15 protein-coding genes and 1 pseudogene are annotated in these 26,068 nt (G+C 42.6%); 10 read left to right on the plus strand and 6 right to left on the minus strand.

Annotated features, from left to right (window positions below):
- Nucleotides 1-147: 147 nt before the first annotated feature.
- From PN447_RS16770 to PN447_RS16800, 7 genes are all read left to right on the plus strand, one after another.
- Complete coding sequence (locus PN447_RS16770) at nt 148-1,479, plus strand: ParB/RepB/Spo0J family partition protein (protein ID WP_271764150.1); 1,332 nt, start codon at nt 148-150, stop codon at nt 1,477-1,479.
- Between the two features lie 694 nt (nt 1,480-2,173).
- Nucleotides 2,174-2,452, plus strand: coding sequence for a hypothetical protein (locus tag PN447_RS16775; protein WP_271733660.1), 279 nt, complete (start codon nt 2,174-2,176; stop codon nt 2,450-2,452).
- A 247-nt stretch (nt 2,453-2,699) separates the two neighbouring features.
- A complete protein-coding gene (locus PN447_RS16780; RefSeq protein ID WP_271764151.1) occupies nt 2,700-7,862 on the plus strand; it encodes a type I polyketide synthase in 5,163 nt (1,720 codons plus the stop codon).
- 87 nt (nt 7,863-7,949) lie between these two features.
- Nucleotides 7,950-9,656: an SDR family NAD(P)-dependent oxidoreductase gene (locus PN447_RS16785; RefSeq protein WP_271764152.1), complete on the plus strand. Its 1,707-nt coding sequence runs from the start codon at nt 7,950-7,952 to the stop codon at nt 9,654-9,656.
- A 173-nt stretch (nt 9,657-9,829) separates the two neighbouring features.
- The gene (locus PN447_RS16790; protein WP_271764153.1) at nt 9,830-14,521 is read left to right on the plus strand and encodes a PfaB family protein; all 4,692 of its coding nucleotides are present in this window, start codon (nt 9,830-9,832) and stop codon (nt 14,519-14,521) included.
- Nucleotides 14,522-14,625: 104 nt separating this feature from the next.
- Entirely contained in the window at nt 14,626-16,323 is a 1,698-nt protein-coding gene (locus PN447_RS16795) for a PfaD family polyunsaturated fatty acid/polyketide biosynthesis protein (RefSeq protein WP_271764154.1), read from the plus strand.
- A gap of 4 nt (nt 16,324-16,327) precedes the next feature.
- Complete coding sequence (locus tag PN447_RS16800; protein ID WP_271764155.1) at nt 16,328-17,836, plus strand: thioester reductase domain-containing protein; 1,509 nt, start codon at nt 16,328-16,330, stop codon at nt 17,834-17,836.
- Nucleotides 17,837-17,878: 42 nt separating this feature from the next.
- On the opposite strand, the gene hetI is transcribed toward PN447_RS16800, so the two are convergent.
- Nucleotides 17,879-18,595, minus strand: a complete 717-nt coding sequence (hetI, locus tag PN447_RS16805) for a 4'-phosphopantetheinyl transferase HetI (protein ID WP_271764156.1) — start codon at nt 18,593-18,595, stop codon at nt 17,879-17,881.
- A gap of 422 nt (nt 18,596-19,017) precedes the next feature.
- Nucleotides 19,018-20,034: a sulfate/molybdate ABC transporter ATP-binding protein gene (locus tag PN447_RS16810; RefSeq protein ID WP_271764157.1), complete on the minus strand. Its 1,017-nt coding sequence runs from the start codon at nt 20,032-20,034 to the stop codon at nt 19,018-19,020.
- Between the two features lie 245 nt (nt 20,035-20,279).
- Here PN447_RS16810 and chlP point away from each other — a divergent pair, with 245 nt between their 5' ends.
- On the plus strand, nt 20,280-21,500 hold the full coding sequence (gene chlP / locus PN447_RS16815; RefSeq protein WP_200986864.1) for a geranylgeranyl reductase: 1,221 nt from the start codon (nt 20,280-20,282) through the stop codon (nt 21,498-21,500).
- A 57-nt stretch (nt 21,501-21,557) separates the two neighbouring features.
- Here chlP and PN447_RS16820 read toward each other — a convergent pair.
- The 4 genes and pseudogenes from PN447_RS16820 to PN447_RS16835 all read right to left on the minus strand — a co-directional run.
- Nucleotides 21,558-21,746, minus strand: a pseudogene (locus tag PN447_RS16820) (ABC transporter permease); the annotation flags it as partial.
- 314 nt (nt 21,747-22,060) lie between these two features.
- Nucleotides 22,061-22,885, minus strand: coding sequence for a sulfate ABC transporter permease subunit CysW (cysW, locus tag PN447_RS16825; protein ID WP_271764158.1), 825 nt, complete (start codon nt 22,883-22,885; stop codon nt 22,061-22,063).
- Nucleotides 22,872-23,708 (minus strand): sulfate ABC transporter permease subunit CysT, encoded by an 837-nt coding sequence (cysT, locus tag PN447_RS16830; RefSeq protein ID WP_271764159.1) that lies wholly within the window; start codon nt 23,706-23,708, stop codon nt 22,872-22,874. Before cysT ends, cysW begins: the two co-directional genes overlap by 14 nt.
- A 350-nt stretch (nt 23,709-24,058) precedes the next feature.
- On the minus strand, nt 24,059-25,150 hold the full coding sequence (locus PN447_RS16835; protein WP_271764160.1) for a sulfate ABC transporter substrate-binding protein: 1,092 nt from the start codon (nt 25,148-25,150) through the stop codon (nt 24,059-24,061).
- A gap of 459 nt (nt 25,151-25,609) precedes the next feature.
- Between PN447_RS16835 and PN447_RS16840 the strand changes: the two genes are divergently transcribed.
- Nucleotides 25,610-25,774 carry an Hsp20 family protein gene (locus tag PN447_RS16840; RefSeq protein ID WP_442867110.1) on the plus strand — a complete coding sequence of 55 codons (165 nt, stop codon included), beginning with the start codon at nt 25,610-25,612 and terminating at the stop codon, nt 25,772-25,774.
- Nucleotides 25,775-26,068, plus strand: a 294-nt coding sequence (locus PN447_RS16845) for an Hsp20/alpha crystallin family protein (RefSeq protein ID WP_271764161.1), incomplete at its 3' end; no start/stop codon positions are given. It lies immediately after the preceding gene.

Genomic DNA, 26,068 nt, shown 5'->3' on the forward strand with positions numbered 1-26,068 from the left:
GGAACAGGGAACAGGGAACAGGGAACAGGGAACAGGGAACAGGGAACAGGGAACAGGGAACAGGAATTTAGATTTATTGTTTACCGATTGGGTATACTGAGGCTATATACTTAATGCTATTTTCACCTGTAGGGAAGTTGAGTAACTATGGCTACAGTTCCTATAAATAAAATCCGCATTGGTCGTAACCGCCGTCCGGTTAAAGGCGACAAGGTAAATCAGTTGAAGGAGTCCATTCAGACTAATGGTTTATTAAACCCGATTACCGTGGATCAACAGCTAAATTTAATTGCAGGTTTGCATCGGTTAACAGCTTGCAAACTTTTGGGGCTAAAAACTGTTGAATGTCATATTGTCAACTATGAAAACTCTGACCAATCCCGGTTGGCAGAAATTGACGAGAATTTGATTCGTAATGAGTTAGAACCCCTGGAACGTTCAGAATTGTGGTGGGAGCGAGACCAAATTTTAGAGCGGATGGGGGTTCGGGCTAAGGTTGGCGATAATCAATATACCACTAAAGGTGGTGAAACCGTTTCACCACCCCTCAAGCGCACTGTGGAGTTAGCCAAAGAAGTGGGCTACTCTGAACGCACCTTTCAGCATGGTAAGCAGATTGCTAAAGGTATCCACCCAGAAGTTAAAGAAATTATTAAGGGTTCCCCAATTGCTAATAGTCCTACAGCACTACTGAAGATAGCTAGGGCTGGGAATCAAGAACGTGTGTTGGCCGAAGAATCTCATCAGACTTGGAGTCAGCAACAGGTCAGGGGAGATGAAGCAGAATCAACACGATTAGCTCAAGTAATAGTGGAAGCCAGAGCCAAGCAAAAAGAGTTACAGTTATTAGCTTACAAAAGTGCTATGGCCCAAAGGGACGCTAAGTTAGCACTTAAAAAAGGTCAACCCCAGCCAGAATCAGCTATTGCTACTCATGACCCCAGGGTGAAAATCGGTGAACAATGGATGCTAGACCGGCATTTAGTTTATTGTCATCATACTGCCAGTTTAAATTTTAGAAACCTGTTACCATCAGATGCAGCCTTAGCGATCGCCACCCTTTCCCCCACTTGGGAGCATAATTACTTGGTAGATGAGGCGCGGGTGGTGGCGGTGTTGCGTTCACCGGGTCATATTTATGATTTTTACCGCCATAGCCAAATGCCCTTTCAATATGAATTAGTTCTTGGTAATGTTTATGTGGGCATTTTTTCCCACCAATCCATATCTCAGCCACAGACACCAATGAATATTGATGGGGTTGAGGGTATTGTCAACTACTTAATTAATTTATATACCCATCAGCATAATTTTGTCATTGCTCCGTTTATGGGAAACGGTGAAATTCTCATTGCTTGTGAAAGAATGGCGCGCATCTGTTTTATTGGCGATGAAAATCCCCAATTGGTGAATCGGGGAATCATCCGTTGGCAACAATGGACTGGTAAAGTCCCCCATAAAATTCCATTGCGGTCTTAGTTGTGATCTGGTGAAAAAACAATAATATCAGTCTGTAACAGCTTTGTCAGATATTAATAAATATCCTCATAATTGAGGTGATTTATAAGAAATAAATTTTGTTTATTAGGCACCATCTGATAATTTAATATTTCCTTTATAAATTACGATTATTGTCACTAGGTAATTTTAGGTTTAGGAATTTTCTCATCTTTGCCGTTAATTATCATGTTCTTCTCAAAAATCCAGCCAAACATTTATGCAGTTGATTTATGTATTTATTTTCTTTAATTTACTTCTATATATATAAGTGCTGACATGAAAATAATGAGTTATAAAGAACTTAGCTGATTATTTTCCTATAGTGTTAGGCATAAATTATACTTATAACCCACGATGTTTTCCCGTCCCAAACCAGCCAGAATCTAGTTTTTTTATAAAAATCAGTTAAACCAATGATTTAGTTTCTGTGAATCATGCTATTCTTTTTATTAATTCAGACGATTCAAATCGGTAAGGAAATTAGTTATTCTGTGGAAAATTAAAAAAGCAAAACTAAACCTAACCGCCATGGCATCACCTGATAAGTGTGTGAGTATTTCTACAGAAAACTACATTAATTCAGAATTAAGGGGGATGTTTTTTCTGTAACGAAATTGTCAACTTTTCTGGGTCAAATTGCTTAAAATAAATTATCTGGACGCTGAAACTGTCTATGGCATTTATCAAGATACAGAACGTTGTGATTAACACCAGCTACATTGCTGCGGTTAGGCTAGATACCCAAACTAGTTTGGGCGAAAAAAGCGTTTCTGTCCTAGTGGTTACTCCTCAGTTTCCCCTCATCCAGTGGGATACAATTGCTGAAAATCTCTACCATTACGAATGGATGGAATTCACGGGTCAAGCTGCTAACGTACTCCGGGACTATTTTTCTAGTTTCAACAATGTCATTGACCTATTACCTCAATATCAAGAATCCAGTGCTGTATAACATGATTTCAAAAATGCTGTATTCCCAAATTAATTAGGGTGACAAAATTGTTATTTTACAAACAAGCAATTACAGCATATTTCATGTAAGTAGGAATTACCTAACCCACAAGAAGAATCATATTCAAATGTGTAATTCCCATCAGCAACCAGATCTCATTTGACTTCTTAATTATGAATTAGGAATTGCTACAGATTCGCCACAGGAGCAATCATAATTCACACTACTTAACAACAGTATATGCCCTATGTCTGCTTATTCAATTGATACGGCCATGGCAGAGTTGGAGAGCCTTATCAACAGTGTTGAGAAAACTTTGATTAGGTCAATAGAGGAAAAAAAATCGCACCAGGAGAAACCCATGTCAGTTAATAAGATTAATAGAAAGTTACAACAAAACCCCATAGCCATTGTCGGGATGGCTTCGCTCTTACCTCAAGCTAGGAACTTACAGGAATACTGGCAGAATATCGTTAACAAAATTGATTGTATTACTGACGTTCCCCCCACACACTGGAGCATCGAAGATTATTACGACCCTAACCCCAGAACCCCTGAGGACAAAACCTATTGTAAACGCGGTGGGTTTATTCCCGAGGTAGATTTTAACCCCATGGAATTTGGTATTCCTCCCAGCATTTTAGAAGTGACAGATATTTCTCAGCTATTAAGTTTAGTCATAGCTAAAGAAGCAATGGAAGATGCTGGCTATGGCGACTCTCGGGAGTTTAGCCGTGAAAATGTCGGGGTAATTTTAGGCGTGGCCATGGCCAAGCAATTGGGAATGCCACTTTCCGCCCGGTTAGAGTATCCTGTTTGGGAAAAGGCACTTAAAAGCAGTGGTATTTCCGATGAAGATACCCAAAAAATTATCGAAAAAATCAAAAGCGCCTATATCAAGTGGGATGAAAATGCTTTCCCCGGGATGCTAGCCAACGTCGTTGCTGGACGCATTGCTAACCGCCTCAACTTTGGCGGAACCAATTGTGTAGTTGATGCTGCTTGTGCTAGTTCCTTTGGCGCTCTGAAAATGGCCATTAGTGAACTGGTGGAATATCGGGCTGATATGATGCTCACAGGTGGTGTGGATACTGATAACACCATCATGGCTTACATCTCCTTCAGTAAAACACCGGCGGTTTCCCCCAGTGAAAATGTCAAGCCCTTCGACGCTCAATCTGATGGGATGATGCTCGGCGAAGGTATTGGGATGATTGTTCTCAAACGCCTGGAAGATGCCCAACGGGACAATGATAAAATTTACGCAGTCATTAAAGGCATTGGTACCTCTAGCGATGGTCGCTACAAGAGTATTTATGCTCCCCGCAAGGAAGGCCAAGTTAAAGCCTTAGAACGCGCTTATGATGATGCTGGCTTTTCCCCCGCTACAGTAGGGTTAATGGAAGCCCACGGTACTGGGACAATGGCTGGTGACCCCACGGAGTTCGGTTCTTTAAAGGACTACTTTAGTCAACATGATTCCCAAAAACAGCATATTGCTTTGGGGAGTGTTAAGTCTCAAATCGGACATACTAAAGCCGCAGCTGGGGCTGCAAGTTTGATTAAAACAGCCTTGGCACTGCATCATAAGGTTTTACCCCCAACCATTAATATTACTCAGCCCAATCCTAAACTGGATATCAAAAATTCTCCCTTCTATCTGAATACTCAAACCAGACCTTGGATCAAGGCCGACGGGGAACCCCCAAGACGCGCTGGTGTGAGTTCTTTCGGGTTTGGTGGCACAAATTACCACGTGGTTTTGGAAGAATACGAAACCCCAGAAAACCTTCCCTACCGTTTACATGGTACCGCTCATGAAGTGCTGCTGTTTGCTCACAACCCAGCACAGCTGTTGAGTAAGTGTCAAGAAACTCTCGGTAAGTTGCAAGGGGATGGTGGTGATAGACATTTTGCGGCTTTAGTCAAAGAGTCCCAATCTTTGGAAATTCCCTTGGCGGCTCCTAGGGTGGGGTTTGTGGCTGAAAATGTCCCCGAAGCCTGTAAGTTGATCCAAGTTACTATTGACTGGCTCCAACACAAAGCTTCCGCACCTGCTTGGGAACATCCCCAGGGTATTTATTACCGTTCCTCTGGAATGGAGTTGGGCGGAAAGGTGGTTTCTCTGTTCTCTGGACAAGGTTCGCAATATTTGGAAATGGGGCGCGAAGTGGTAATGAATTTTCCTACCATGCGCCGTTTACATGGGTGTATGGATAGTTTATTACTCAAGGATAATTTACAGCCACTTTCGGATATTGTCTTCCCCCGTCCCGTCTTTGATGAGGCGGAGAAAAATGCGCAAGTTGCAGCACTGCAACGCACAGAATATGCTCAACCCGCTATTGGGGTGTTTAGTGCCGGTTTGTATTCTATTTTGCAACAAGCCGGGTTTAAATCCGATTTTGTCGCCGGACACAGTTTTGGTGAACTGACTGCTTTGTGGGCTGCAGGGGTTTTGAGTCAGCAGGATTATTTGTTTCTAGTCAAGTCTCGAGGTCAAGCTATGGCTGCGCCTAAAGACCCAGACCACGACGCGGGAAGTATGTTGGCGGTGAAGGAAGATATGAGCAAGGTTGCTCTGGTGCTGCGCAAGTTTCCCCAGGTGACGATCGCTAATTTTAATTCCCCTACTCAAGTGGTCTTGGCTGGACCGACCGCAGAAATTACTAAGGTCAGACAAGCTTTACACGACCAGGGTTGTACCGCTGTGTTGTTACCTGTCTCCGCAGCTTTCCACACCCCCCTGATTGCTTTTGCTCAAAAATCCTTTGCGATCGCCACTAAGTCTGTTAAGTTTAATCCGCCTCAAGTTCCTGTCTTTACTAATGTCACAGGTAAGCCCTACCCCCAAGACCCCCAAGGTATTCAAAAAATCTTGGAAACTCACTTGGCTAACTCGGTGATGTTTAAACAGGAAATTGAAAATATCTATGCTGCTGGTGGTTCCTGCTTTGTGGAATTTGGACCGCGCCGCATTCTCAGCAATTTAGTCAAGGATATTTTAGGCGATCGCCCCCATCTCACCATCTCCCTAAACCCCAGCACCCAAAAGAACAGCGATCGCTCTTTACGAGAAGCAGCTGTACAGTTGCGCGTCCTAGGTCTAGCTTTAAAAAACCTTGACCCTTACCAAGTTGAACCTGTACTACCCCCAGTTGAGCAGAAGAAGGCGTTAAATGTGCGCTTAAAAGGTGTTAACTATGTTTCGGAAAAAACTAAAAACGCCTTCACTCAAGCTTTGCAGAATGGACATCATGGGTTGACTGTTGACAGTTCACTGTTAACTGAAAAACACAGCCAACCATCACCCGTCAACCGTCAACCGTCAACCACCCCACCCCATCCTGTTAGCAGTCCGGAGACCACAATGCAACCAACACCAGAAAAACCTGTCAATTACCAAACAGCCCTAGAAAGTTTAGAATACCTCTTAACACAGTTCCAAAAGAATCAAACTGAAAATTTACAAGTCCACGGGACTTATCTGCAACATCAGATGGAATACACCAAGGCGTTTTTCCAATTGATGCAGCAACAGAACGCTGTGTTTAATAACAGCAAATCTCTGGCAGATGCAGCACAACTTCAAGTATTTGTCAAGCAAAGTCTCGAACATGGGATGATGCAGTTTCACACTCACCAAGGTGAAACCCTCCGCATTCATGAACGATACCTTTTGGAACAGTTAGAATACTCCAAAAACTTTTTCCAACTTATACAACAAGAATATTCTCACATTATCTCCGGTGATTCTGTAGCTACAACTCAGGAGCATAGCCAGGAAACTATACCCCATCTCGAATCTATCTCAGAACTCCGGGATCTGAATCCAGAACCTGTAATTGAAACCACTATACCCCAGACTGTTGAATCTACAATTCAGGAGCACACCCAGGAAACTATACCCCATCTCGAATCTATCTCAGAACTCCGGGATCTGAATCCAGAACCTGTAATTGAAACTAAACCAGCTGCTCCTCATATTGACCTAGCCAACTTGGGTAACAATTTGTTGGCTATTACTAGCGATAAAACTGGTTACCCGGTAGAGATGCTAGAAATGGATATGGATATGGAGGCTGACTTGGGTATTGATTCTATCAAAAAGGTAGAAATTTTAGGTGCATTACAGGATATGTACCCCGAACTACCCCAGCCTAATTTAGAAGAATTATCGGAAAAACGCACCATTGGTCAAGTTGTAGAATATCTGCAATCCCATATCTCTAGTAATGCTGCTGTAGAAACAAAAACCCCTACTAGCACTCCAGAAGTTATGCTAGAATCCATGGAATCTCCTGTCTTTGTAATGCCCATGGGGGAAAATAAGATCCCCGGTTTTGTAGAGACGACTCCCCCCATGGAACTAGAAATAGCAACCACTGATGATTATGCAGATTTGGGTCAAACCTTGTTAGCCATCACCAGCGATAAAACTGGTTACCCGGTAGAGATGCTGGAAATGGAAATGGATATGGAGGCTGATTTAGGTATTGACTCCATTAAACGGGTGGAAATATTGGGCGCAATGCAAGAAAAGTACCCTAACTTACCCCAACCCAATATTGAAGAACTCGCAGACCTCCGCACCATCGGTCAAATAGTTGATTACCTCCAGAAGCTGGCTGGGGGTGAAAAAAAAAAGCCCCAGTCGCAGTTTAGTTACCAACCAGTCCAGGTAATTGAGGGGGTAACCAGACGACCTGCTAAACTGCATTTTTTGCCACCCCCCGATAGTTTAGATTTTGTAGTACCAGAGGGACACGTTACGGTCATCACTGATGATGGGTCTCTCACTACTTCCCAACTAGCTCAAAGTTTAAGCGATCGCGGTGGCAAAGTGGTGATCTTAAGTTTCCCCCCTTCTATCGTTCCCCAACAATCCCCTTTACCTGCGGGGGTGAATCGTGTAGTCCTCGCAGATATGACTGAAGAATTACTACAACATAAATTATCTGCGATCGCCACTCACTTCGGCAATATTGCCGCTTTTATCCACATTCATCCCCTATTTACCCCCAATCAACAACCTGCTTATATACCACAAGAAAAGGCAATTGTCAAGCACATCTTCTTTATAGCTAAACATCTCCAGCAATCTCTCAATCAACTGGCCCGTTATGAACGCAGTTGTTTCTTGAGTGTAACTCGTTTAGATGGTGCTTTTGGATTAGAACATAGTGTTAATTTCCCAGTTATCGGTGCAGGTTTATTTGGCTTAACCAAGTCTCTCCACTGGGAATGGCCCAGAGTTTTTACTCGCGCTATTGATTTAAGTCCCTATGCAGATCCTCAAACCTCAGCAGCACACATTATCGCTGAATTGCATGACCCCAACCTTTATATCACTGAGGTAGCTTACGGTTCTCAAGGTCGTGTGACTTTGGTCGCTGATTACCTCCCCTAGGGTTGGGGGTTATATCTCACGCACCAGACGCACACCCCCCCACATTAGTGCGTCTGTGCAAGTTTCTCATCATAAATTATCAATAATATGAATACACAGTCTTCCATGGTTTTTGTTGTTAGTGGCGGTGCTAAGGGTATTACTGCTCAATGTGCGATTAAAATGGCCCAGCACTACCCTTGTAGGTTTATTCTCCTCGGTCGTTCGGAATTTGTGGATATTGAACCAGAGTTCGCTCAAGACTGTGAGTCGGAGGCGGACTTAAAGAAACGTATTATGGAGTATCTTCAAGCTCAGGGTCAAAAGCCTACTCCTATGAGTGTTTTGAAGATATATAATCAGATTGCTTCTAGTCGGGAAATTAAGCAAACTTTAGCCAGTTTAGCAGCAACGGGCGCTCAAGCAGAGTATATTAGTGTGGATATCACTAATGTCACAGATTTACAGCAAAAATTAGAATCTGTGAGTACTATTACTGGCATTATTCACGGAGCTGGTAATTTAGCTGATAAACTGATTTCCAAGAAAACTGACCAGGATTTTGAGAAGGTTTATAATGCTAAAGTCCAGGGGTTAGAAAATCTCCTCACCTGTGTAAAACCTCAGCAACTAGAACATTTAGTATTGTTCTCCTCCGTCAGTGGATTTTACGGTAATATCGGCCAATCTGATTATGCGATCGCCAATGAAATCCTCAATAAATCAGCCCATTTAATCAAGCAAAACTATCCTCAGTGTCATGTAGTGGCGATTAACTGGGGTGCTTGGGATAGTGGGATGGTGTCCCCAGAACTGAAAAAGGCTTTTACAGAACGAGGTATTGATATTATCCCGGTGGATGTAGGTACACAAATGTTAGTTAATGAACTACACCCCACCTATCATGATACTACCCAAGTTGTGATTGGTAGTCCCCTTCTTCCCCCCACCACAGAGTTAGATTCCTATCTGCGCACTCATCGTATCCGTCGCCAGATGACACTGGAAGCTAATCCTTTTTTATATGACCATGTGATTGCTGGTACTCCTGTTTTACCTGCTACTTGTGCAATGACATGGATAATTAATACCTGTGAGGAAATGTATCCGGGTTATCGATTATTTAATTACACAGATTTCAGGATTTTAAAGGGGATCACCTTCAATCACACTTTAGCTAAAGAACACACTTTAGAAATAGAAGAACTTGAGAAAATCAACGGCGAAAAAATTGTCGTTAAAGCCAAAATATCCAGTAAAAACCCAGCGGGAAAAGTCCATTACCATTTTAGCGCTCAACTTAATCTCCATCGCGAAATTCCCCAGGCTCCTAGTTATGAATCTATTAATCTAAATTTAGATGACATTATTAGCGATACCGGTAAAGATTTCTATCAGCATGGAGGCGCTACCCTATTTCATGGCCCTTCATTTCAGCAAGTGCAAAGAGTTTTAAATATTACTCAAGAAAAAATCACCACAGAATGTTTGTGGACGGAGATCAGCGCCCAAAAACAAGGACAATTCCCCGTAAAATGGGTAAATCCTTATACAACTGACCTGAGTATGCACGCCCTGTGGATATGGACACAGCACTTTTATGAAGAAGGGTGCTTACCCGGAAAGGTAGAGAAGTTTGAACAGTTTGCCCCTACACCACATAATGAACTATTTTATGTTTCCTGTGAAGTAAAATCTAAAACAGCAAGTAGTGCGATCGCCGACTTTATTATCCACGATAATCATGGTAGAATCTACTCCCAAATGCTAGGGGCTCATGCCATCATTTGGTCAACAAAATTAATGAAAAGTTAGCAACACAAAGGAAACCGAGGAGACTTAAAAAGCGGCTTTGCTGGAGTAGTATATTTTTTACTCCCTGCTCCGTGGTGCTTGACCGATAGCGATCGCCATAAAAATTCTCAATTTGGGTAAGTGCGTAAATCCTACTTTCTTTTAAATACCCCGCAGATGTTGAGGATATAACAATGGAAAAAATAGCCATCATCGGATTATCTTGTTTATTTCCCGATGCTAAGACTCCTGAAGAATTTTGGCAAAATCTTGTTTCCCAAAAAGATGCTACATCATTAGCCACCATCAGCGAAATAGGGGTAGACCCCAGCATTTTTTACCATCCAGTTAAAGGGACAGCAGATAAAACCTATTCCCTCAAAGGTGGATATATCCGGGATTTTGAATTTGACCCATCTGGTTACAACCTACCCGCAGAATTAATCGCAAGTTTAGATGATACCTTTAAATGGTCATTGTACGCTGCTAAACAAGCCATTAGTAACAGTGGGTACTGGGGTAATCAAAAGCTACTCGCTGAGTGTGGCGTAATTCTCGGTAATCTTTCCTTCCCCACTAAACTTTCCCATCAATTATTTTCCCCTATTTATCAGCAAGCGATCGCACCTGGGGTTAAAGAACTTTTGCAAGATGAAAATATTCATTTAGCCCCTTTACCAACAGCAATCAAAGCATCTGTTTACAATGGGATGATTTCCGGCTTACCAGCATCCATAGTTGCTCAAGCCCTATCACTATCTAGAATTAATTTATGTCTAGATGCTGCTTGTTCCTCCTCATTTTATGCCATCAAACTAGCCTCTCATTATCTATCATCCCATAAAGCTGACATGATGTTAGCGGGAGCCATTAGTTGTGCAGATTCCTTATTTGTGCGGATGCTCTTTTCCGGTGTCCAAGGCTTTGCAGAAGATGGTACCAGTCGCCCCCTAGATAAGACATCCAGAGGTCTGATTCCCGCCGACGGCGTGGGTATGGTAGTACTCAAAAGATACGCCGATGCTGTCAGAGATGGTGACAATATCCTGGCCACAATTTGCGGTAATGGACTCTCCAACGATGGTAAAGGTAAACATTTACTCAGCCCCAATACCAAAGGACAAGTCCTGGCCTTTGAACGAGCTTATAGTGAGCAACAAATCAGCCCCCAAAGCATCGATTACTTAGAATGTCATGCTACCGGAACATTATTAGGTGATACAACTGAACTCAATTCCATAGATACCTTTTTTGGCCAACATCAAGCCTCCCCCCTGGTGGGTTCCGCTAAAGCCAATACGGGACATTTATTAACCGCTGCGGGTATGGTGGGCTTGACCAAGGTAATTTTGAGTATGTCTGAGGGAGTCATTCCACCTACCATTAATATTGATACACCTTTAACCTCAGACAATCATGTTATTTCTACTGACAACATTGTCAGAAAAGCAACGCATTGGCCTAACAACGGTTCGACTTCGCTCACCGACCACCATCCATCAATTAAACGAGCCGCAATCAGCGCCTTTGGCTTTGGTGGTACTAATTCCCATTTAATTATTGAGCAAAGTACTACACCCTCACCAGTAGACCATACAACACCTACACCACTGGCTAAAATTGCCATTGTGGGTATGGATGCCTTTTTCGGTGGATGTAACGGATTAGATGCCTTTGAACGCAGTATTTATCAAGGAACCCAGCATTTTATCCCCTTACCCCCTTCTAGATGGCAAGGTATAGAGGAGCAAACCAGCTTACTGCAACAGTATGGTTTAACAGATGGTAAACCACCTGTAGGGGCATACATCCAAGATTTTGATATTGACACTTTAGCTTATAAAATCCCCCCCAAGGAAGTTGAAAAACTCAATCCCCAACAACTGTTACTGCTCAAAGTTGCCGACCGCGCCGTTCAAGATGCGGGACTTAAACCAGGGGGAAATGTTGCAGTAATTGTGGCTGCAGAAACGGAACTTTCTGTACATCAATTACAGCAAAGATGGGATTTATCCTGGCAGTTGAAAGAGGGTTTATTAGAGGATAATATTTGCTTATCCGATGAACACCTCGCCCAACTAGAAGGGGTTGTTAAAGACAGTCTCCATCATCCCGTTGAAACTGGGGAGTATGTCAGTCACATTGCCAATATTATGGCTAGTCGCATTTCTGCTTTGTGGAACTTTACCGGCCCCGCCTTCACCATGACCGCGGGTGAAAACTCTGCTCTTAAAGCCTTGGAAGTGGCACAAATGCTGTTGGCGGACGGGGAAGTGGAGGCTGTAGTTTTGGGTGCGATAGATTTGGCTGGCGGTGTAGAAAATGTCTTATTGCGGAGTCAATTGGCTCAGGTAAATCAAGGGATCAATACTTTAAGTTTTGATGAGAATGCTAATGGTTGGATGGTCGGTGAGGGTGCTGGTGCAGTTGTCCTCAAGCGTCATGACACTGCTCAACAAGATAACCACCGGATTTATGCTGTACTCGAGGCGGTAAGTTTTGCATCTAGCTTAAATGATGCTTGTCAACAAGCTTTTCACACCGCAGAAATTCAACCTCAACAGGTTAATTATGTTGAGGTGAATGGTAGTGGTATTCCTCAACAAGACGAAGCGGAAATTACCGGTTTATTACAAGCTTATCCCCAAAGTGGTAATGGTTTACAATGTGCCATTGGTAGTGTAAAGGCTAATATAGGTCATACCTATACGGCATCAGGAATTGCTAGTTTAATCAAAACTGCACTCTGTCTTTATTACAGATACATTCCTGCTACTCCTCAATGGTCTAGTGTCAAGACACCACAACAATGGGAGGGTAGTCCTTTTTATGTGGCTACAGAGTCCAGACCTTGGTTTGTTGATAAAGGAGCCACCCGCCGCATAGCCGCCATCAATAACATAGGTATAGATGACACTTACTCTCATGTCATCTTGTCAGAAGACCCAAACCAACAACAGCGCGACAGTCGGTATTTACAGCAAATACCTTTTTACCTGTTACCTGTAGCAGTGCGGGATCCAAGCAACTTAGAAGAGGTTTTAAATAGCCTCCAACAAAGTATTGAAGATAGTTCTTGTTTATCCACTACTGCGAGCCAGACTTTCACAACTTTTAAAGAAAGTTCAGAAGCTAAATATGCTCTAGCAATTACCGGACGTAATAAAAAAGAACTACTTAAACAAATTGATGCGGCTCGTAAAGGTGTAAACACAGCCTTTGAAAAAGGTACAGATTGGCAAAGTCCTAACGGTAGTTATTTTACAGCCAAACCCTTGGGTAAAAGCGCTAGTGTGGCTTACGTTTATCCCGCTGCTGTTAATTCCTACATCGGTATCGGTCGGACAGTCTTCCGTTTATTCCCCAAAGTATTTGAAGACCTCAAGAGTAATAATCTGTACAACCGTGCTGCTGATGTGGAAAAATTAGTTTACCCCCGCAGCTTCCCTAAACTCTCCACCAGACAACTAGAAAGCCTGGAAAAGCAACTGTTAGATGATTCCCTGGCGATGTTTGAAAGTGAAATCGCCTTCGCCAGATACATGAGTGCGATTTTCCGGGATGATTTTCAAGTCAAACCCCAATGCGTCTTTGGCTATAGCTTGGGTGAAACCAGCATGATGGTGGCCCAAGGAGTGTGGAGTGATTTTGAGGGCGGTAGTAATACCTTGAACTCATCCCCTTTGTTTGGCGATAAATTATCTGGCCCTAAAAATGCTGTGCGTCAGTATTGGGGGTTGACGGATACGACAGAATTACAAGATGATAACTTCTGGGCTACTTATGTACTTATGGCTACACCCTCTCAAGTGGAACAATGCCTAAAACATGAGCCGCGGGTTTATTTAACTCAAATTAACACACCAGAAGAGGTGTTAATTGCTGGTGAAAAAACAGCTTGTCAGAGGGTGATTAAATCCCTTGGTTGTAACTCCTTCGCCGCACCCTTCGATCATGTAATTCATTGCGAAGCCATGGGTTCAGAGTACGAAGAGATAGCCAAGGTTAATACTTTACCTACCCAAGACCTACCAGGCATAACTTTTTACTCAGCAGCTAAGTATCAACCCATCGCACTTGATAGCGCCGTCATAGCCGACAGCATCGCCACCGCACTATGTCAACAACTTGACTTTCCCCAATTAGTTAACCGTGTCTACGATGATGGGGTGAAAATATTTGTGGAAGCTGGCGCTGGTGGCGTTTGTTCCCGATGGATTGGTAAAATCTTAGAAAACAAAGAACACATCACCATATCCCTGAATCGCCGAGGTATGGATGACCACACCTCTATAGTCAAAGCCTTGGCAAAACTCGTCAGTCATCGGGTTAATTTAGATTTATCACCTCTGTACAATCTCACCACAGCATCCACTAAACAAAATAACTTAACTCTCCACAAGGTTACCCTGGGCGGTAAATCAATTACCAACAGTATATTGAGTCCAGAAAACCGCCAATTATTCCCAGATATCCCGCGCAATTATCGGGTTGAAAAACTGCATCAAAACATACCATTATCTACAGAATCAGATCAGAGCGATCGCCTGGCTCCGCCCATACCCGCGGAGCAGACCACAAAAAATATCATGGAACACGGTTTTGAGGCTCCAGAAACACTACAATCTTCTGAGTCAGTCGGTTCCTGGGAACAACAAACTCTACAACCAATTGTGTCATCTCCAACCCAAAACCACATTGGTCACACAATTAGAATCATGGAACTAAACATAACTCAGTATAAAGAACTGAGTGCAAACAACAACCGCATCACAAAAAATCACTCTGCTTTCCTCCAAGCCAGACAAGATTTTAGTCAACAGATGAGCCAGATCATTAAATTGCAGTTAGCCTGTGCTGAAAATTTATTGAATGCAGATAGATAAGTAATTTGGGGAGGTTGCACACACCAGATCACTACATCCATGGGGTTACTAAAACCTCCCCATTCACAGTTAATAAACCATCATTGACAAGAGGTATAACTACAGTGACCCCCGTAGATACGCTACCAAATCAATACAATAATAGTCTGCAAGCCCCTCATTGCCAATTTCAAAACTTGATCTGGAAAGGTTCTTTAGATACTTTATCTTTTGAAAATTCAGCTATCAAAGATAAACTACTAACATTAAATAAACCCTGTTACTTTGTCAAAGTTGGGGGAAAAATTGGTGTTACACATGAGGGGTATTTATCCTCTGTGGAAAACACATCGTCAATCTTACGAGTGCCGATTAACACTACACCAACAACACAACTGATCACTTTCATCCCCCCCATCACTCTGCAACAACTAGGAGACCCCAAATTCCTAGCATTTCATGGGGTAAAATATGCCTATGTCACCGGTGCAATGGCGGGGGGAATAGCTTCTGAAGAAATGGTGATTGCTCTGGGTCAAGCTAAAATCTTGAGTTCTTTTGGTGCTGGTGGTTTACCCCCAGAACGCCTAGAATCAGCTATTAAAACTATTCAGGCTGCTTTACCCTATGGTCCTTATGCTTTCAATTTAATTCACAGCCCCAATGATTTGGCTATGGAACGCCAGGCTGTGAAATTATACCTCAAATATGAGGTAAGAACTGTAGAAGCCTCGGCATTTTTAGATTTAACCCCCAATATAGTATATTACCGCGTTGCCGGGCTGAGTTTAAATGATGCCAATCAAATTGAAATCAAAAACAAGGTCATTGCTAAAGTTTCCCGTCGAGAAGTAGCTACAAAATTTCTCCAACCAGCACCCCCCAAAATCCTTCAAGAACTACTCGCACAAGGATTAATCACCGATTTACAAGCCAAACTTGCAGCCCAAGTACCCATGGCTGATGATATTACAGTAGAAGCTGATTCTGGCGGACATACAGATAATCGTCCTTTAGTCTGTTTATTACCTTCTATTATTGCTTTGCGGAATGAAATTCAAGAACAATTTCATTACCAGCAACCAGTTAGAATTGGCGTAGCTGGGGGAATTGCTACACCCCAATCAGCTTTAGCAGCTTTTATGATGGGTGCTGCTTATGTCATGACTGGTTCTATTAATCAATCCTGTGTCGAGTCTGGAGCTTGTGACCATACTAAAAAATTATTGGCTCAAGCTGAAATGGCGGATATGACCATGGCTCCCGCTGCTGATATGTTTGAAATGGGGGTAAAATTACAAGTCCTCAAACGGGGAACTATGTTTCCCATGCGAGCGCAAAAGTTGTATGAATTGTACCGTACCTACAACTCAATTGAAGAGATTCCCCCAGCAGAAAGAGAAAAATTAGAAAAGCAGGTTTTCCGTAAAACTCTAGCGGAAGTCTGGGAAGCAACAGCTACTTATTTATCCCAGAAAAACCCGGCAAAATTAGGGAAGGCTGTTAATAATCCTAAGCTGAAAATGGCGCTAATTTTTCGCTCTTATTTAGGATTATCTTCCCGCTGGTCTACTTCCGGTGAAAAGGGTCGAGAGGTGGATTATCAGATTTGGTGTGGCCCAGCTATGGGTAGTTTTAATGACTGGGTGCGCGGTTCTTATTTAGCTGAACCCCATAATCGTCGGGTGGTTGATGTGGCTGATCACATCATGAAGGGAGCAGCTTTTTTATATCGTATTCAAAGCTTAAAAATCCAAGGAATGGAAATTCCTCAAGTCTACAGTCAGTATTGTCCAGATTCTTCTCAATTATTGGAGATTTAAAAAAATGACTCTACAACCATCTCATAGTGCGGCGGATATTCAAGCATGGTTAGTTACTCATTTGGCTGAGTTAATTGGGGTAGAAACTGATGAGATAGATATCAGGGAGAATTTAGAAAACTATGGTTTAGATTCAGCACAGGCCATGACTCTGGTCAGTCAGTTAGAAAAAATGTTGGGCTTTCAACCATCTCCAGTTCTTTTATGGCACTATCCTAATATTGAGTCCCTTTCCCAACGTTTAGCCGAGAGCGATCGCCTAGAATCTCCATTAGGTTTAGATATCTCTCCAGATGCTCAAGTTCACCCTATGGTTCTCAACTTAGCGGCTGAAGTTGTCCTTGACCCCACTATTGATCCTGCTAACGCTGTGAGTGTGGATGTAGCCACACCTAAGCATATATTTCTAACTGGGGGAACTGGTTTTTTAGGCGCTTTTATTATCCGGGAACTACTAGAAGAAACCGATGCGGATATATATTGCTTAGTCCGTGCTGCTAATGGGTTGGAAGCTAAAACCAAACTGCAAAAGAATTTACAGCAGTATGCAATTTGGGATGAAAAGTTTAATTCTCGACTGATTGCTGTTGTGGGTGATTTGGCTCAACCACTTTTGGGGATTAATCCTGAACAATTCCAAATTTTAGCTAGCAATATTGATACTATTTATCATAGTGCGGCTTTGCTTAATTATGTTTATCCTTATTCGGCGCTCAAAACAGCTAATGTTTTAGGTACTCAAGAGGTTTTGCGGTTAGCTTGTCACACTAAAGTTAAGCCTGTACATTATGTTTCTAGTGTGGCGGTGTTTGAATCCTCTGCTTATGCTGGTCATTTGGTAGAAGAACAGGATGAGTTTGACCATTGGGAAGGTATTTATTTAGGTTATTCTCAGACTAAATGGGTGGCGGAAAAGTTGGTTAAGGTCGCCCGTGACCGCGGTTTACCTGTAACTATTCACAGACCACCATTAATTGCAGGGGATAGCAAAACAGGTATTTGTAATACCCATGATTTTATCAATTTGATGACTAAGGGCTGTTTACAAATGGGGACTTTCCCTGATGTAGACTATATGTTAGATATGTCCCCTGTTGATTATGTCAGTAAGGCTATTGTTTACCTATCAAGACAGCCAGAATCTCTTGGTAAGGCTTTCCATTTGCAACATCCTCAACCTATTTCTTTAAAAGATTTGGTAGAATGGGTTAAATCTTTTGGTTATCCCATAGAGATGATTCCCTATGAAGAGTGGCAATCAAAGTTAATTAATGAGGTCTCTTCTACAGAGAATCCTTTATATACCCTGCGTCCTTTCTTACTAGAACGCTGGTCTGATGAACAGTTGACTATCCCTGATTTATATCTGCAATCCAGAAGACCCATTATTAGTTGTCAAGCTACTTTGAAAGCTTTGTCAGGTGGTTCTATTACTTGTCCCCCAATTGATTCTCAATTGTTGATGACTTACACTTCTTACTTAGTTCAAACTGGCTTTTTAACTCTTGCTTAGTGGGTTGATCAAGTTTAGCCCGGACATGGGACTAAACTTGTATCAGTATTGCCAACAGTATAAAGTCTCAATATTACCCGTCACAACCACAGCAGCTAAGTAATCTTCATCAGGGTTTAACTCCAACAGACTCCACTGAGATTTGTGTAACCGGGCCGGTTCTGTGGGAGTTAAGCTGATTTCCGCTTGTTCTAATTTACCTAGTCCTTCTCCGGTTGCTTTTAAGTAGGCTTCTTTACAAGTCCAGTAACGGAAAAATGTTTCTTGCTGTTGTTCAGGAGATAGCGATCGCATTAGAGCATATTCTCTGGGTAAAAAGAACCTTTTCGCCAAGCTCTCCACATCACAGATCCGGCGAGTGTACTCTAAGTCTACACCGATTTGACGAGCATAATTCACCGCACACACAGCTAAACCCTGAGAGTGAGACAAGTTAAACCATAGTCCACTTTTACCTAAAGTATCTGCTAAAACTGGTTTACCACGCTCTTGATAATCAAATCGCACCTGTTGCGGTTCAATCCCCAAGTATCTACCCAATATCCGCCGCAGAATACCCCGACCAGCGATAAAATGTTCTCCAGTTCGGTGAAAATGAAATCGATTAGCACGAGCAACTTCATCATCTGAGAGGGTTGCTAATAAATTTTCCCGCTGTGCTTCTGGGATATCCAGGTGAAACCGCCAAACATGAACATCATTTGGTAATAAAGTCAAGTTTTTTGGTACAGGTAGCCACAAATGATTAAAAACCGCCATGGATTACATGATTGACATTAACCTGGCATTTTGGCACACATAATTAAAAAAGGACAGATACAGTATTCATGTGGGATACATTTCATGTGCAAAGTACTAAAATTGAACCCTTTGATCAGCTATTTTATAGCTTATCGGGGGTTTTTTTATTCAAACCGCTCGCTATTGTGGGTTAATTCATTAGCCTAAGAGGATGTCTGGAAAGTCATGATTAGTGTATCAAGTATTATTTCACCCCATCCTAACTCTCCCCTTGTCAGGGGAGGGGACTAGATTTTATTGTTTTTTGTGTGTTCCCCAATCCTTCCCAATCCTTCCCAATCCTTCCCAATCCTTCCCAATCCTTCCCCATCCCTGTTCCCTGTTCCCTGTTCCCTAAGATAAAAATTACCTGTTGAAAACTTATTAAACATCTTCTATGGCTAAATCGAATAGTGTAGGGGAAAAGACCTCGCATCTTTTGGCTTGACATATACGCGTTCTTGTGGTTCTAACTGTAACTCATTAAAGCGATCGCGTGTTAAATGCGCCGCTACCACCTGGCCATCATCTAAAGTTAATTCTATCTGAATTTCCCAACCCAAATGTATTAACCTAGTTACTGTAGCTGGTGCAGTATTACCATTAGCCTCTCTGGAAATCGCCACATCCTGGGGTCGTAAAAATACTTGACTATGTGCCGAATCAAAGCCGGTGCTCTGGAAAATATTTGAGGTGTTAGATAAAACATTCACAGGGCCAATAAAGCTCATGACAAAAGCCGTCGCCGGATTGTCATAAATTTCTGCTGGTGTTCCCACCTGTTCTACACGCCCTTTATTCATCACCACCACCTCGTCAGAAACTTCCATAGCTTCTTCCTGGTCATGGGTGACGAAAACAGTGGTCACATGAACTTCATCATGGAGGCGGCGTAACCATGCCCGCAAATCTTTACGCACTTTAGCATCAAGTGCGCCAAATGGTTCATCTAGTAATAATACTTTAGGTTCTACAGCTAAAGCCCTGGCTAATGCTACCCGTTGTCTCTGACCACCGGAAAGTTGTGATGGGTAGCGATCGCCTAATCCACTCAGTTGCACTAAATCTAGTAACTGATCTACCCGGTTCTTAATCTTCTTGGCCGGTGCTTTGCGAATTTCTAAACCAAAGGCAATATTCTGACGCACATTCAAATGTTTAAATAGGGCATAGTGCTGAAACACAAATCCAATATTGCGATCTTGGACACTTTGATATGTAGCATCTTTACCAGTCAGTAAAATTTTACCGCTATCTGGGGTTTCCAACCCCGCAATTAACCGCAGCAAAGTGGATTTACCAGAACCTGATGGACCCAATAAAGCCACCAGTGAACCGCTGTTGATTTCCAGATCGACTTGATTTACCGCTTGAAAGTTCCCGAAATTTTTAGATACGTTCTCAACTACTATACCCACTGCTGTACCTCTTGAATAGAATCTACGGCTTCTTGCTAGGATTACCGTGTTTTACATATACCACAGATAAGCTGACCCAGGAGCAATAAATGTGATTCTGGTGCTGTCTAATCCTGGTTTTTGTATCGAAACATTAAGGAATATTGCATTTCCTTCAAAACCAGAAGGTAGAGCGGGAAACTAGACAAAACTCCGTGATAGGATGCTCTAGTTAAACGTTTTTATCAACTATTGGGAGAAGACCTTTGACACTACGGGTTGCTGTTGTTGGGTCAGGCCCTGCTGGTTCATCTGCGGCGGAAACGCTAGCAAAAGCGGGGATTGAAACTTACCTATTTGAGCGAAAACTAGATAATGCGAAGCCCTGCGGCGGTGCAATTCCCCTGTGTATGGTGGCTGAGTTTGACCTCCCACCAGAGATTATTGATCGCCGTGTGCGGAAGATGAAAATGATTTCACCTTCCAATCGTGAGGTTAATATCAATATAGTAAAAGAAGAAGAATATATAGGAATGTGCCGCCGGGAAGTCCTAGATGGTTTCCTGCGCAATCGGGCGGCAAAACTAGGCGCAAATTTAATTAATGCCACAGTTCATAAAGTTGATATACCCACAAATAATACCGACCCTTATACAATCCACTATGTAGACCACAGCGAAGGCGGTTTACAAGGGACTACAAAAACCCTAAAAGTAGATTTAATTATAGGGGCGGATGGGGCTAATTCTCGTATTGCCAAAGAAATGGATGCGGGAGATTATAACTATGCGATCGCCTTTCAAGAGCGGATTCGCCTCCCCCAGGAGCAAATGGAGTATTACAACGACCTAGCGGAAATGTACGTCGGTGACGACGTTTCCACCGACTTCTACGCCTGGGTATTCCCCAAATATGACCACGTAGCTGTTGGTACTGGCACAATGCAAGTCAACAAAGCCACCATCAAACAGTTACAAGCAGGTATCCGCACCCGTGCAGCCAAAAAGCTAGCAGGCGGCAAAATTATCAAAGTAGAAGCTCACCCCATCCCCGAACATCCCCGCCCTCGTCGCGTTGTCGGTCGCATTGCGTTAGTAGGCGATGCAGCTGGTTACGTTACCAAGTCCTCCGGCGAAGGTATTTACTTTGCAGCTAAGTCCGGGCGGATGTGTGCAGAAACCATTGTGGAAATGTCTAACAATGGTGCAACCATTCCCACAGAAAAAGACCTCAAGGTTTACTTGAAGCGCTGGGATAAAAAATACGGACTCACCTACAAAGTATTAGACATTCTGCAAACTGTCTTCTATCGTTCCGACGCTACCCGGGAAGCCTTTGTAGAAATGTGCGATGACCTGGATGTACAGAAGCTGACATTTGACAGCTATCTGTATAAAACAGTTGTCCCCGCTAACCCCATTACCCAACTGAAAATTACTGCTAAAACTATTGGTAGTTTGATTCGCGGTAACGCCTTGGCTCCCTAAGCACAGCACCGGGAAATTAAAGGATATATATAGAGGGGAAAAAACTTTTTTTCTCCTCTATCTTCGCAGACTGCGGGGATCCAGAGCATCCCTCAACCCATCACCAAGTAAATTAAAAGACAGCACAGTTAGAATAATTAAAGCAGCTGGCGGCCAGATTAACCAAGGTTGCAACACCACAATTGAAGCATTACTAGCCAAAGATAGCATATTCCCCCAAGCCTGGCTGGCTGCGGGTTGTCTTAGCTAATAGCGATCAATAGCACAAAGTTAGGTATCTGTATAGGTTAATTAACGCCCCCGCGAAATCTTGGTAGTACCATATCTTGATGGTACCATCCCCACTCCCAGAGAGCTTTGTGATTTTTTGCCTTCTGATATCCCCGACTTCTGACTATGGGATTGCGGGGTAATCATCAATCTTGATAGAAGTCAGTGCTAATGAAAACCGATTCACCGACTCTTTGCCCTTCTATAAAGACAAATGATTAAATCCCCCTTCAGAAATGTGGTAATTTCCTACAAAGAACCCCGTAACCGGGAACCATAGCCTAACTCAATTAATCCACATCGTTAATGTGGGTTTTCCGTTCCAGAATTCCCTTGAGAATCAGAGTTACCACCGCCAACAGTGCCAACAACAGGGCCGCCGAGTATGCGGACTCAGTTTGATACTGTTTATAGGCATCCTCCACATACAAAGGCAAGCTTTGGGTTAAACCGCCAATATTCCCAGAAACCACAGATACAGCTCCAAACTCGCCCATTGACCTAGCATTAGTTAAAATCACCCCATAAAGCAATCCCCAACGAATATTGGGTAAAGTCACCCGCCAAAATATCTGCCACTCGTTAGCCCCCAGGGTTTTACCCGCCTCTTCTTCGTCTTTGCCTGTTTCTTCCAACACAGGGATTACCTCCCTAACCACAAAGGGCATTGTCACAAATGCCGTGGCTATAATCATACCGGGTAAGGCAAAGATGACAGTAATATTATTACTTTCCAGCCAAGACCCAAACCATCCTTGTCGCCCATAGAGCAGGACAATCATTAAACCTGCCACCACTGGCGAAATAGAAAAAGGCAAATCAATAATGCTCAGTACTAAGGCCCTACCAGGGAAATTATGACGGGCGATACCCCAAGCTGCACAGAGTCCAAATACGGTATTAATAGGCACGGTAATTAAAGCTATTACTAACGTTAGCCAAGCCGCATGGAGAAACTCATAATGAGTCAGATTAGATACAAAAGCACCTATACCACTTTTAAACGCCTGGTAAAAAACGTTAATAGCGGGAATATATAAGATTAACCCCAAATAACTAATAGTGATGCCAATTAAGATTACTGGCACCCAATTTCTTTGTTTATTTTGTGTCATATCTTCTAGCCCAGGCTTGTAACAGATTAATCCCCATTAGTAATACCAAGGAAATTAATAATAACACCGCACCTAATACAGTTGCACCACTATAATCATACTGTTCTAAACGTTGGAAAATTAGTATAGGTGCGATTAAATCTTCAAATGGTGTATTCGAGGCAATAATGACAGTCGAGCCGTACTCACCCACACAACGGGAAAAAGCCAGAGCCACACCAGTTAAAATTGTGGGTAACAACACAGGGAACGTCACCCTCCAAAAAGTTTGCCATTCAGAAGCCCCTAAACTCCAGGCAGACTCCTCAACTTCCCGCACCATTTCCTGTAGTACTGGTTGCACTGTGCGCACTACAAAGGGTAAGGAGATGTAAGTCATGGCTATCCCCACCCCCAAGCGAGTAAAGGCTATCTTGATACCCAAAGGTTCCACCAAAGAGCCAATCCAACCATTATGACTGTAAACAGTAGCTAAAGTTAATCCCGCCACTGCTGAGGGTAGGGCAAAAGGTAAATCCACAGACGCTTCTATGACGCGTTTTAAAGGGAACTGATAACGCACTAACACCCAAGCAATCACCGTACCAAAGACTCCATTTAACAGAGATGCGAATAGTGACGTAACAAAAGTAACGTTATATGTTGCCAAGGCCAAAGGACTGGTGGCTATTTCCCAAATTTTACCCAGGGGCTCCGTACTAGCCTTGAGAAACATGGCTATCACTGGAATAAACAACATTACTGTCAAATACGCCACAGTAATGCGCCACGTCCATGGAAGACTTAATATCCGTCCCACCAGAACTGTTGAATGTAAAGTCATTAGAGAAACCTGTTAATTAAATTAGTTAATCCATCTGCAACGGCAACATTTAAACTCCACTGATGGCAGGTATCTCCTCCACGAGTTTAAATAGCGGTAACCTCTTCCTATACTTTCAGCCTTTAAAGCACGTTTGAAAAGTGATGATTAATGTACTCAATATTGTTTTACCCCTCCCTCACCCTCCTGTTGGAAAGAGCAGGGAACTGGATTTTCTTGTTTCCCATCTTACTAAGGGAGGATTTAGGGGGTGACCATGTGATGTAAAGCATGGCTAAAAACTTATCAAACAACCTCTTAGATTTGCTGAAATTTTCACTGCCTAAAACTTATCAAACACCCCGTAAGACTTAGCGCCGACTGCCTTGAATTTGGTCAAAAATTGCACCATCAGCAAAAAACTTCTTCTGAACAGCATCCCAACCACCAAAATTGCCAATAGTATATAATCGAGATATCTTAGGAAATTTACTTTGTACTTCTCTTGCCACTGTAGGATTAACAGGGCGAAAACCCACCTTGGCGAACTCACGTTGTGCCTCGGGTGTAAATAAAAACTTTACAAATGCCTCGGATACCTCACGAGTTCCTCGCTTGTCTACATTTTTATCCACAACCGTCACAGGCCCTTCTATGGAAATATTCGTTGCTGGAATCGTATAGCTGACATCAGTCTTTCCCTGTTGCGCCGCCAAAATCACCTCATTTTCATAATTTAACAGTACATCACCCTGTTGCTTTTTATAAAAAGCATCACTAGACTCACGGGCATCCTTAGGTAACACAACCACGTTCTGGAAAACCCGACTCACAAAAGTTTTTGCTTGAGCATCAGTACCCCCATTTTTAGTAACAGCACCCCACAGCGCCAAGAAGTTCCACCTGGCACCACCAGAGGTTTTTGGATTAGCGGTCACGATCTTAACTCCTGGTTTACTTAAATCACTCCAAGTATTAATTTTCTTGGGATTGCCAGCACGAGTTTCTAAAGCTACTACAGACCTAGTAACAATTGAATTATTGGGAGCTTCCTTTTCCCATCCCGGATTAATTAAACCAGCATCCTGAATTTTGTTAGTGTCCAATGCCAGTGCCAAAGCCACCACATCAGCAGGTAAGCCATCAATGACAGCACGGGTTTGAGAACCTGAACCACCATAGCTCTCCCGAATTACCACATCCTGTTTTTTTTCCCTTTTCCACTTAGCGACAAACTGCGGAATGATTTCCTGGTAGGCAGCTTTAGTTACCGCATAAGATACTAAATTAATTTCTACCCTTTGGGGGTTGCTCCTTTGACTAATTAGTTGAGTCTTTGGAGAGGTAACTGCTATAGCAAATGGTGCAAGGGTTATTAGGCTCAAACCCACTACCAGTGGTGGGGTAGATATTGCTGGAAACTTGGAAAAAAAAGATTTCTGTTTGAAAAAATTGAATTTCATGGGATTGTCTGCCATTAATCTACGGTATTACAGTCGGAATATCGTACTAACTGTTAGAGCTTAAGCTTATCAGTTAAAAGTGGCAAAAGCAATAACTAAACTACTAATTATCTATCCACAAACAGATGTATTAGTTTAATAAATATTTTGTTAAAGTTTTATTATAAAAAATTATTAAAATCACCGGACACAAAAAAACTAGGGTGCTAAGACCCTAGTTAAGTAATTTACGTAATTAAGTGTATTCAGATACTAGCTTTGTAGACCATTTGGTACATGAATCATCACTTTTCAACCCTCCTCTGAGGTCGGGGAGCGTCAAAGTAGACCGATCAGATAGTAAAGATTGTTGGTTGCATCGCAGGCTACACCAGATAATCCTCCCATGGGGACGTTAACATCATTGATTGTTCCTGCTGTCCCCGGAGGAATAAAACCAGTAAAGTTCCCGCCGCGGAAATATGGGAAACCGGTAACGCAATTAATGTGAAGCTAGAAATTCCAGGAATGGAAACTAAAGACCTGGATATACAAGTGACAGAAGATACGGTTTATATTAGGACTTACGCAACTGGCACAGGCGATCGCGAAGCCCTGCTTGCAGCACTGCGTAGCAATCGCTAAATGAAAGTACATTGGTATTATATAAGTCATGTCAATGGCACAGGGGATGACGCAGTTAATGTCAAGCTAGAAATACCAGGAATCGACACCAAAGACCTGGATATACAAGTTACAGAAGACACCGTTTATATTACTGGTGAGCGGAAATCGGAAACTAAAACCGAAAATAAAGGTGTCAGCAAGAGTGAATTTTATTACGGTAAATTCCAACGGGCGATTTCTCTACCTACCTTGGTGCAAAATAATAAAGTTAGTGCGGAATACAAGGATTGTATTTTGCATCTAACATTACCC

It is taken from the genome of Anabaena sp. CS-542/02, from assembly GCF_028331085.1.
Classification (GTDB): domain Bacteria; phylum Cyanobacteriota; class Cyanobacteriia; order Cyanobacteriales; family Nostocaceae; genus Anabaenopsis; species Anabaenopsis arnoldii.

What these genes read in the sequence shown, in the direction of transcription:
- PN447_RS16770 (WP_271764150.1), top strand. Translation starts at nt 148, where the DNA reads ATGGCTACAGTTCCTATAAATAAAATCCGCATTGGTCGTAACCGCCGT.
- PN447_RS16775 (WP_271733660.1), top strand. Translation starts at nt 2,174, where the DNA reads ATGGCATTTATCAAGATACAGAACGTTGTGATTAACACCAGCTACATT.
- PN447_RS16780 (WP_271764151.1), top strand. Translation starts at nt 2,700, where the DNA reads ATGTCTGCTTATTCAATTGATACGGCCATGGCAGAGTTGGAGAGCCTT.
- PN447_RS16785 (WP_271764152.1), top strand. Translation starts at nt 7,950, where the DNA reads ATGAATACACAGTCTTCCATGGTTTTTGTTGTTAGTGGCGGTGCTAAG.
- PN447_RS16790 (WP_271764153.1), top strand. Translation starts at nt 9,830, where the DNA reads ATGGAAAAAATAGCCATCATCGGATTATCTTGTTTATTTCCCGATGCT.
- PN447_RS16800 (WP_271764155.1), top strand. Translation starts at nt 16,328, where the DNA reads ATGACTCTACAACCATCTCATAGTGCGGCGGATATTCAAGCATGGTTA.
- hetI (WP_271764156.1), bottom strand. Translation starts at nt 18,595, where the DNA reads ATGGCGGTTTTTAATCATTTGTGGCTACCTGTACCAAAAAACTTGACT.
- cysW (WP_271764158.1), bottom strand. Translation starts at nt 22,885, where the DNA reads ATGACACAAAATAAACAAAGAAATTGGGTGCCAGTAATCTTAATTGGC.
- cysT (WP_271764159.1), bottom strand. Translation starts at nt 23,708, where the DNA reads ATGACTTTACATTCAACAGTTCTGGTGGGACGGATATTAAGTCTTCCA.
- PN447_RS16835 (WP_271764160.1), bottom strand. Translation starts at nt 25,150, where the DNA reads ATGAAATTCAATTTTTTCAAACAGAAATCTTTTTTTTCCAAGTTTCCA.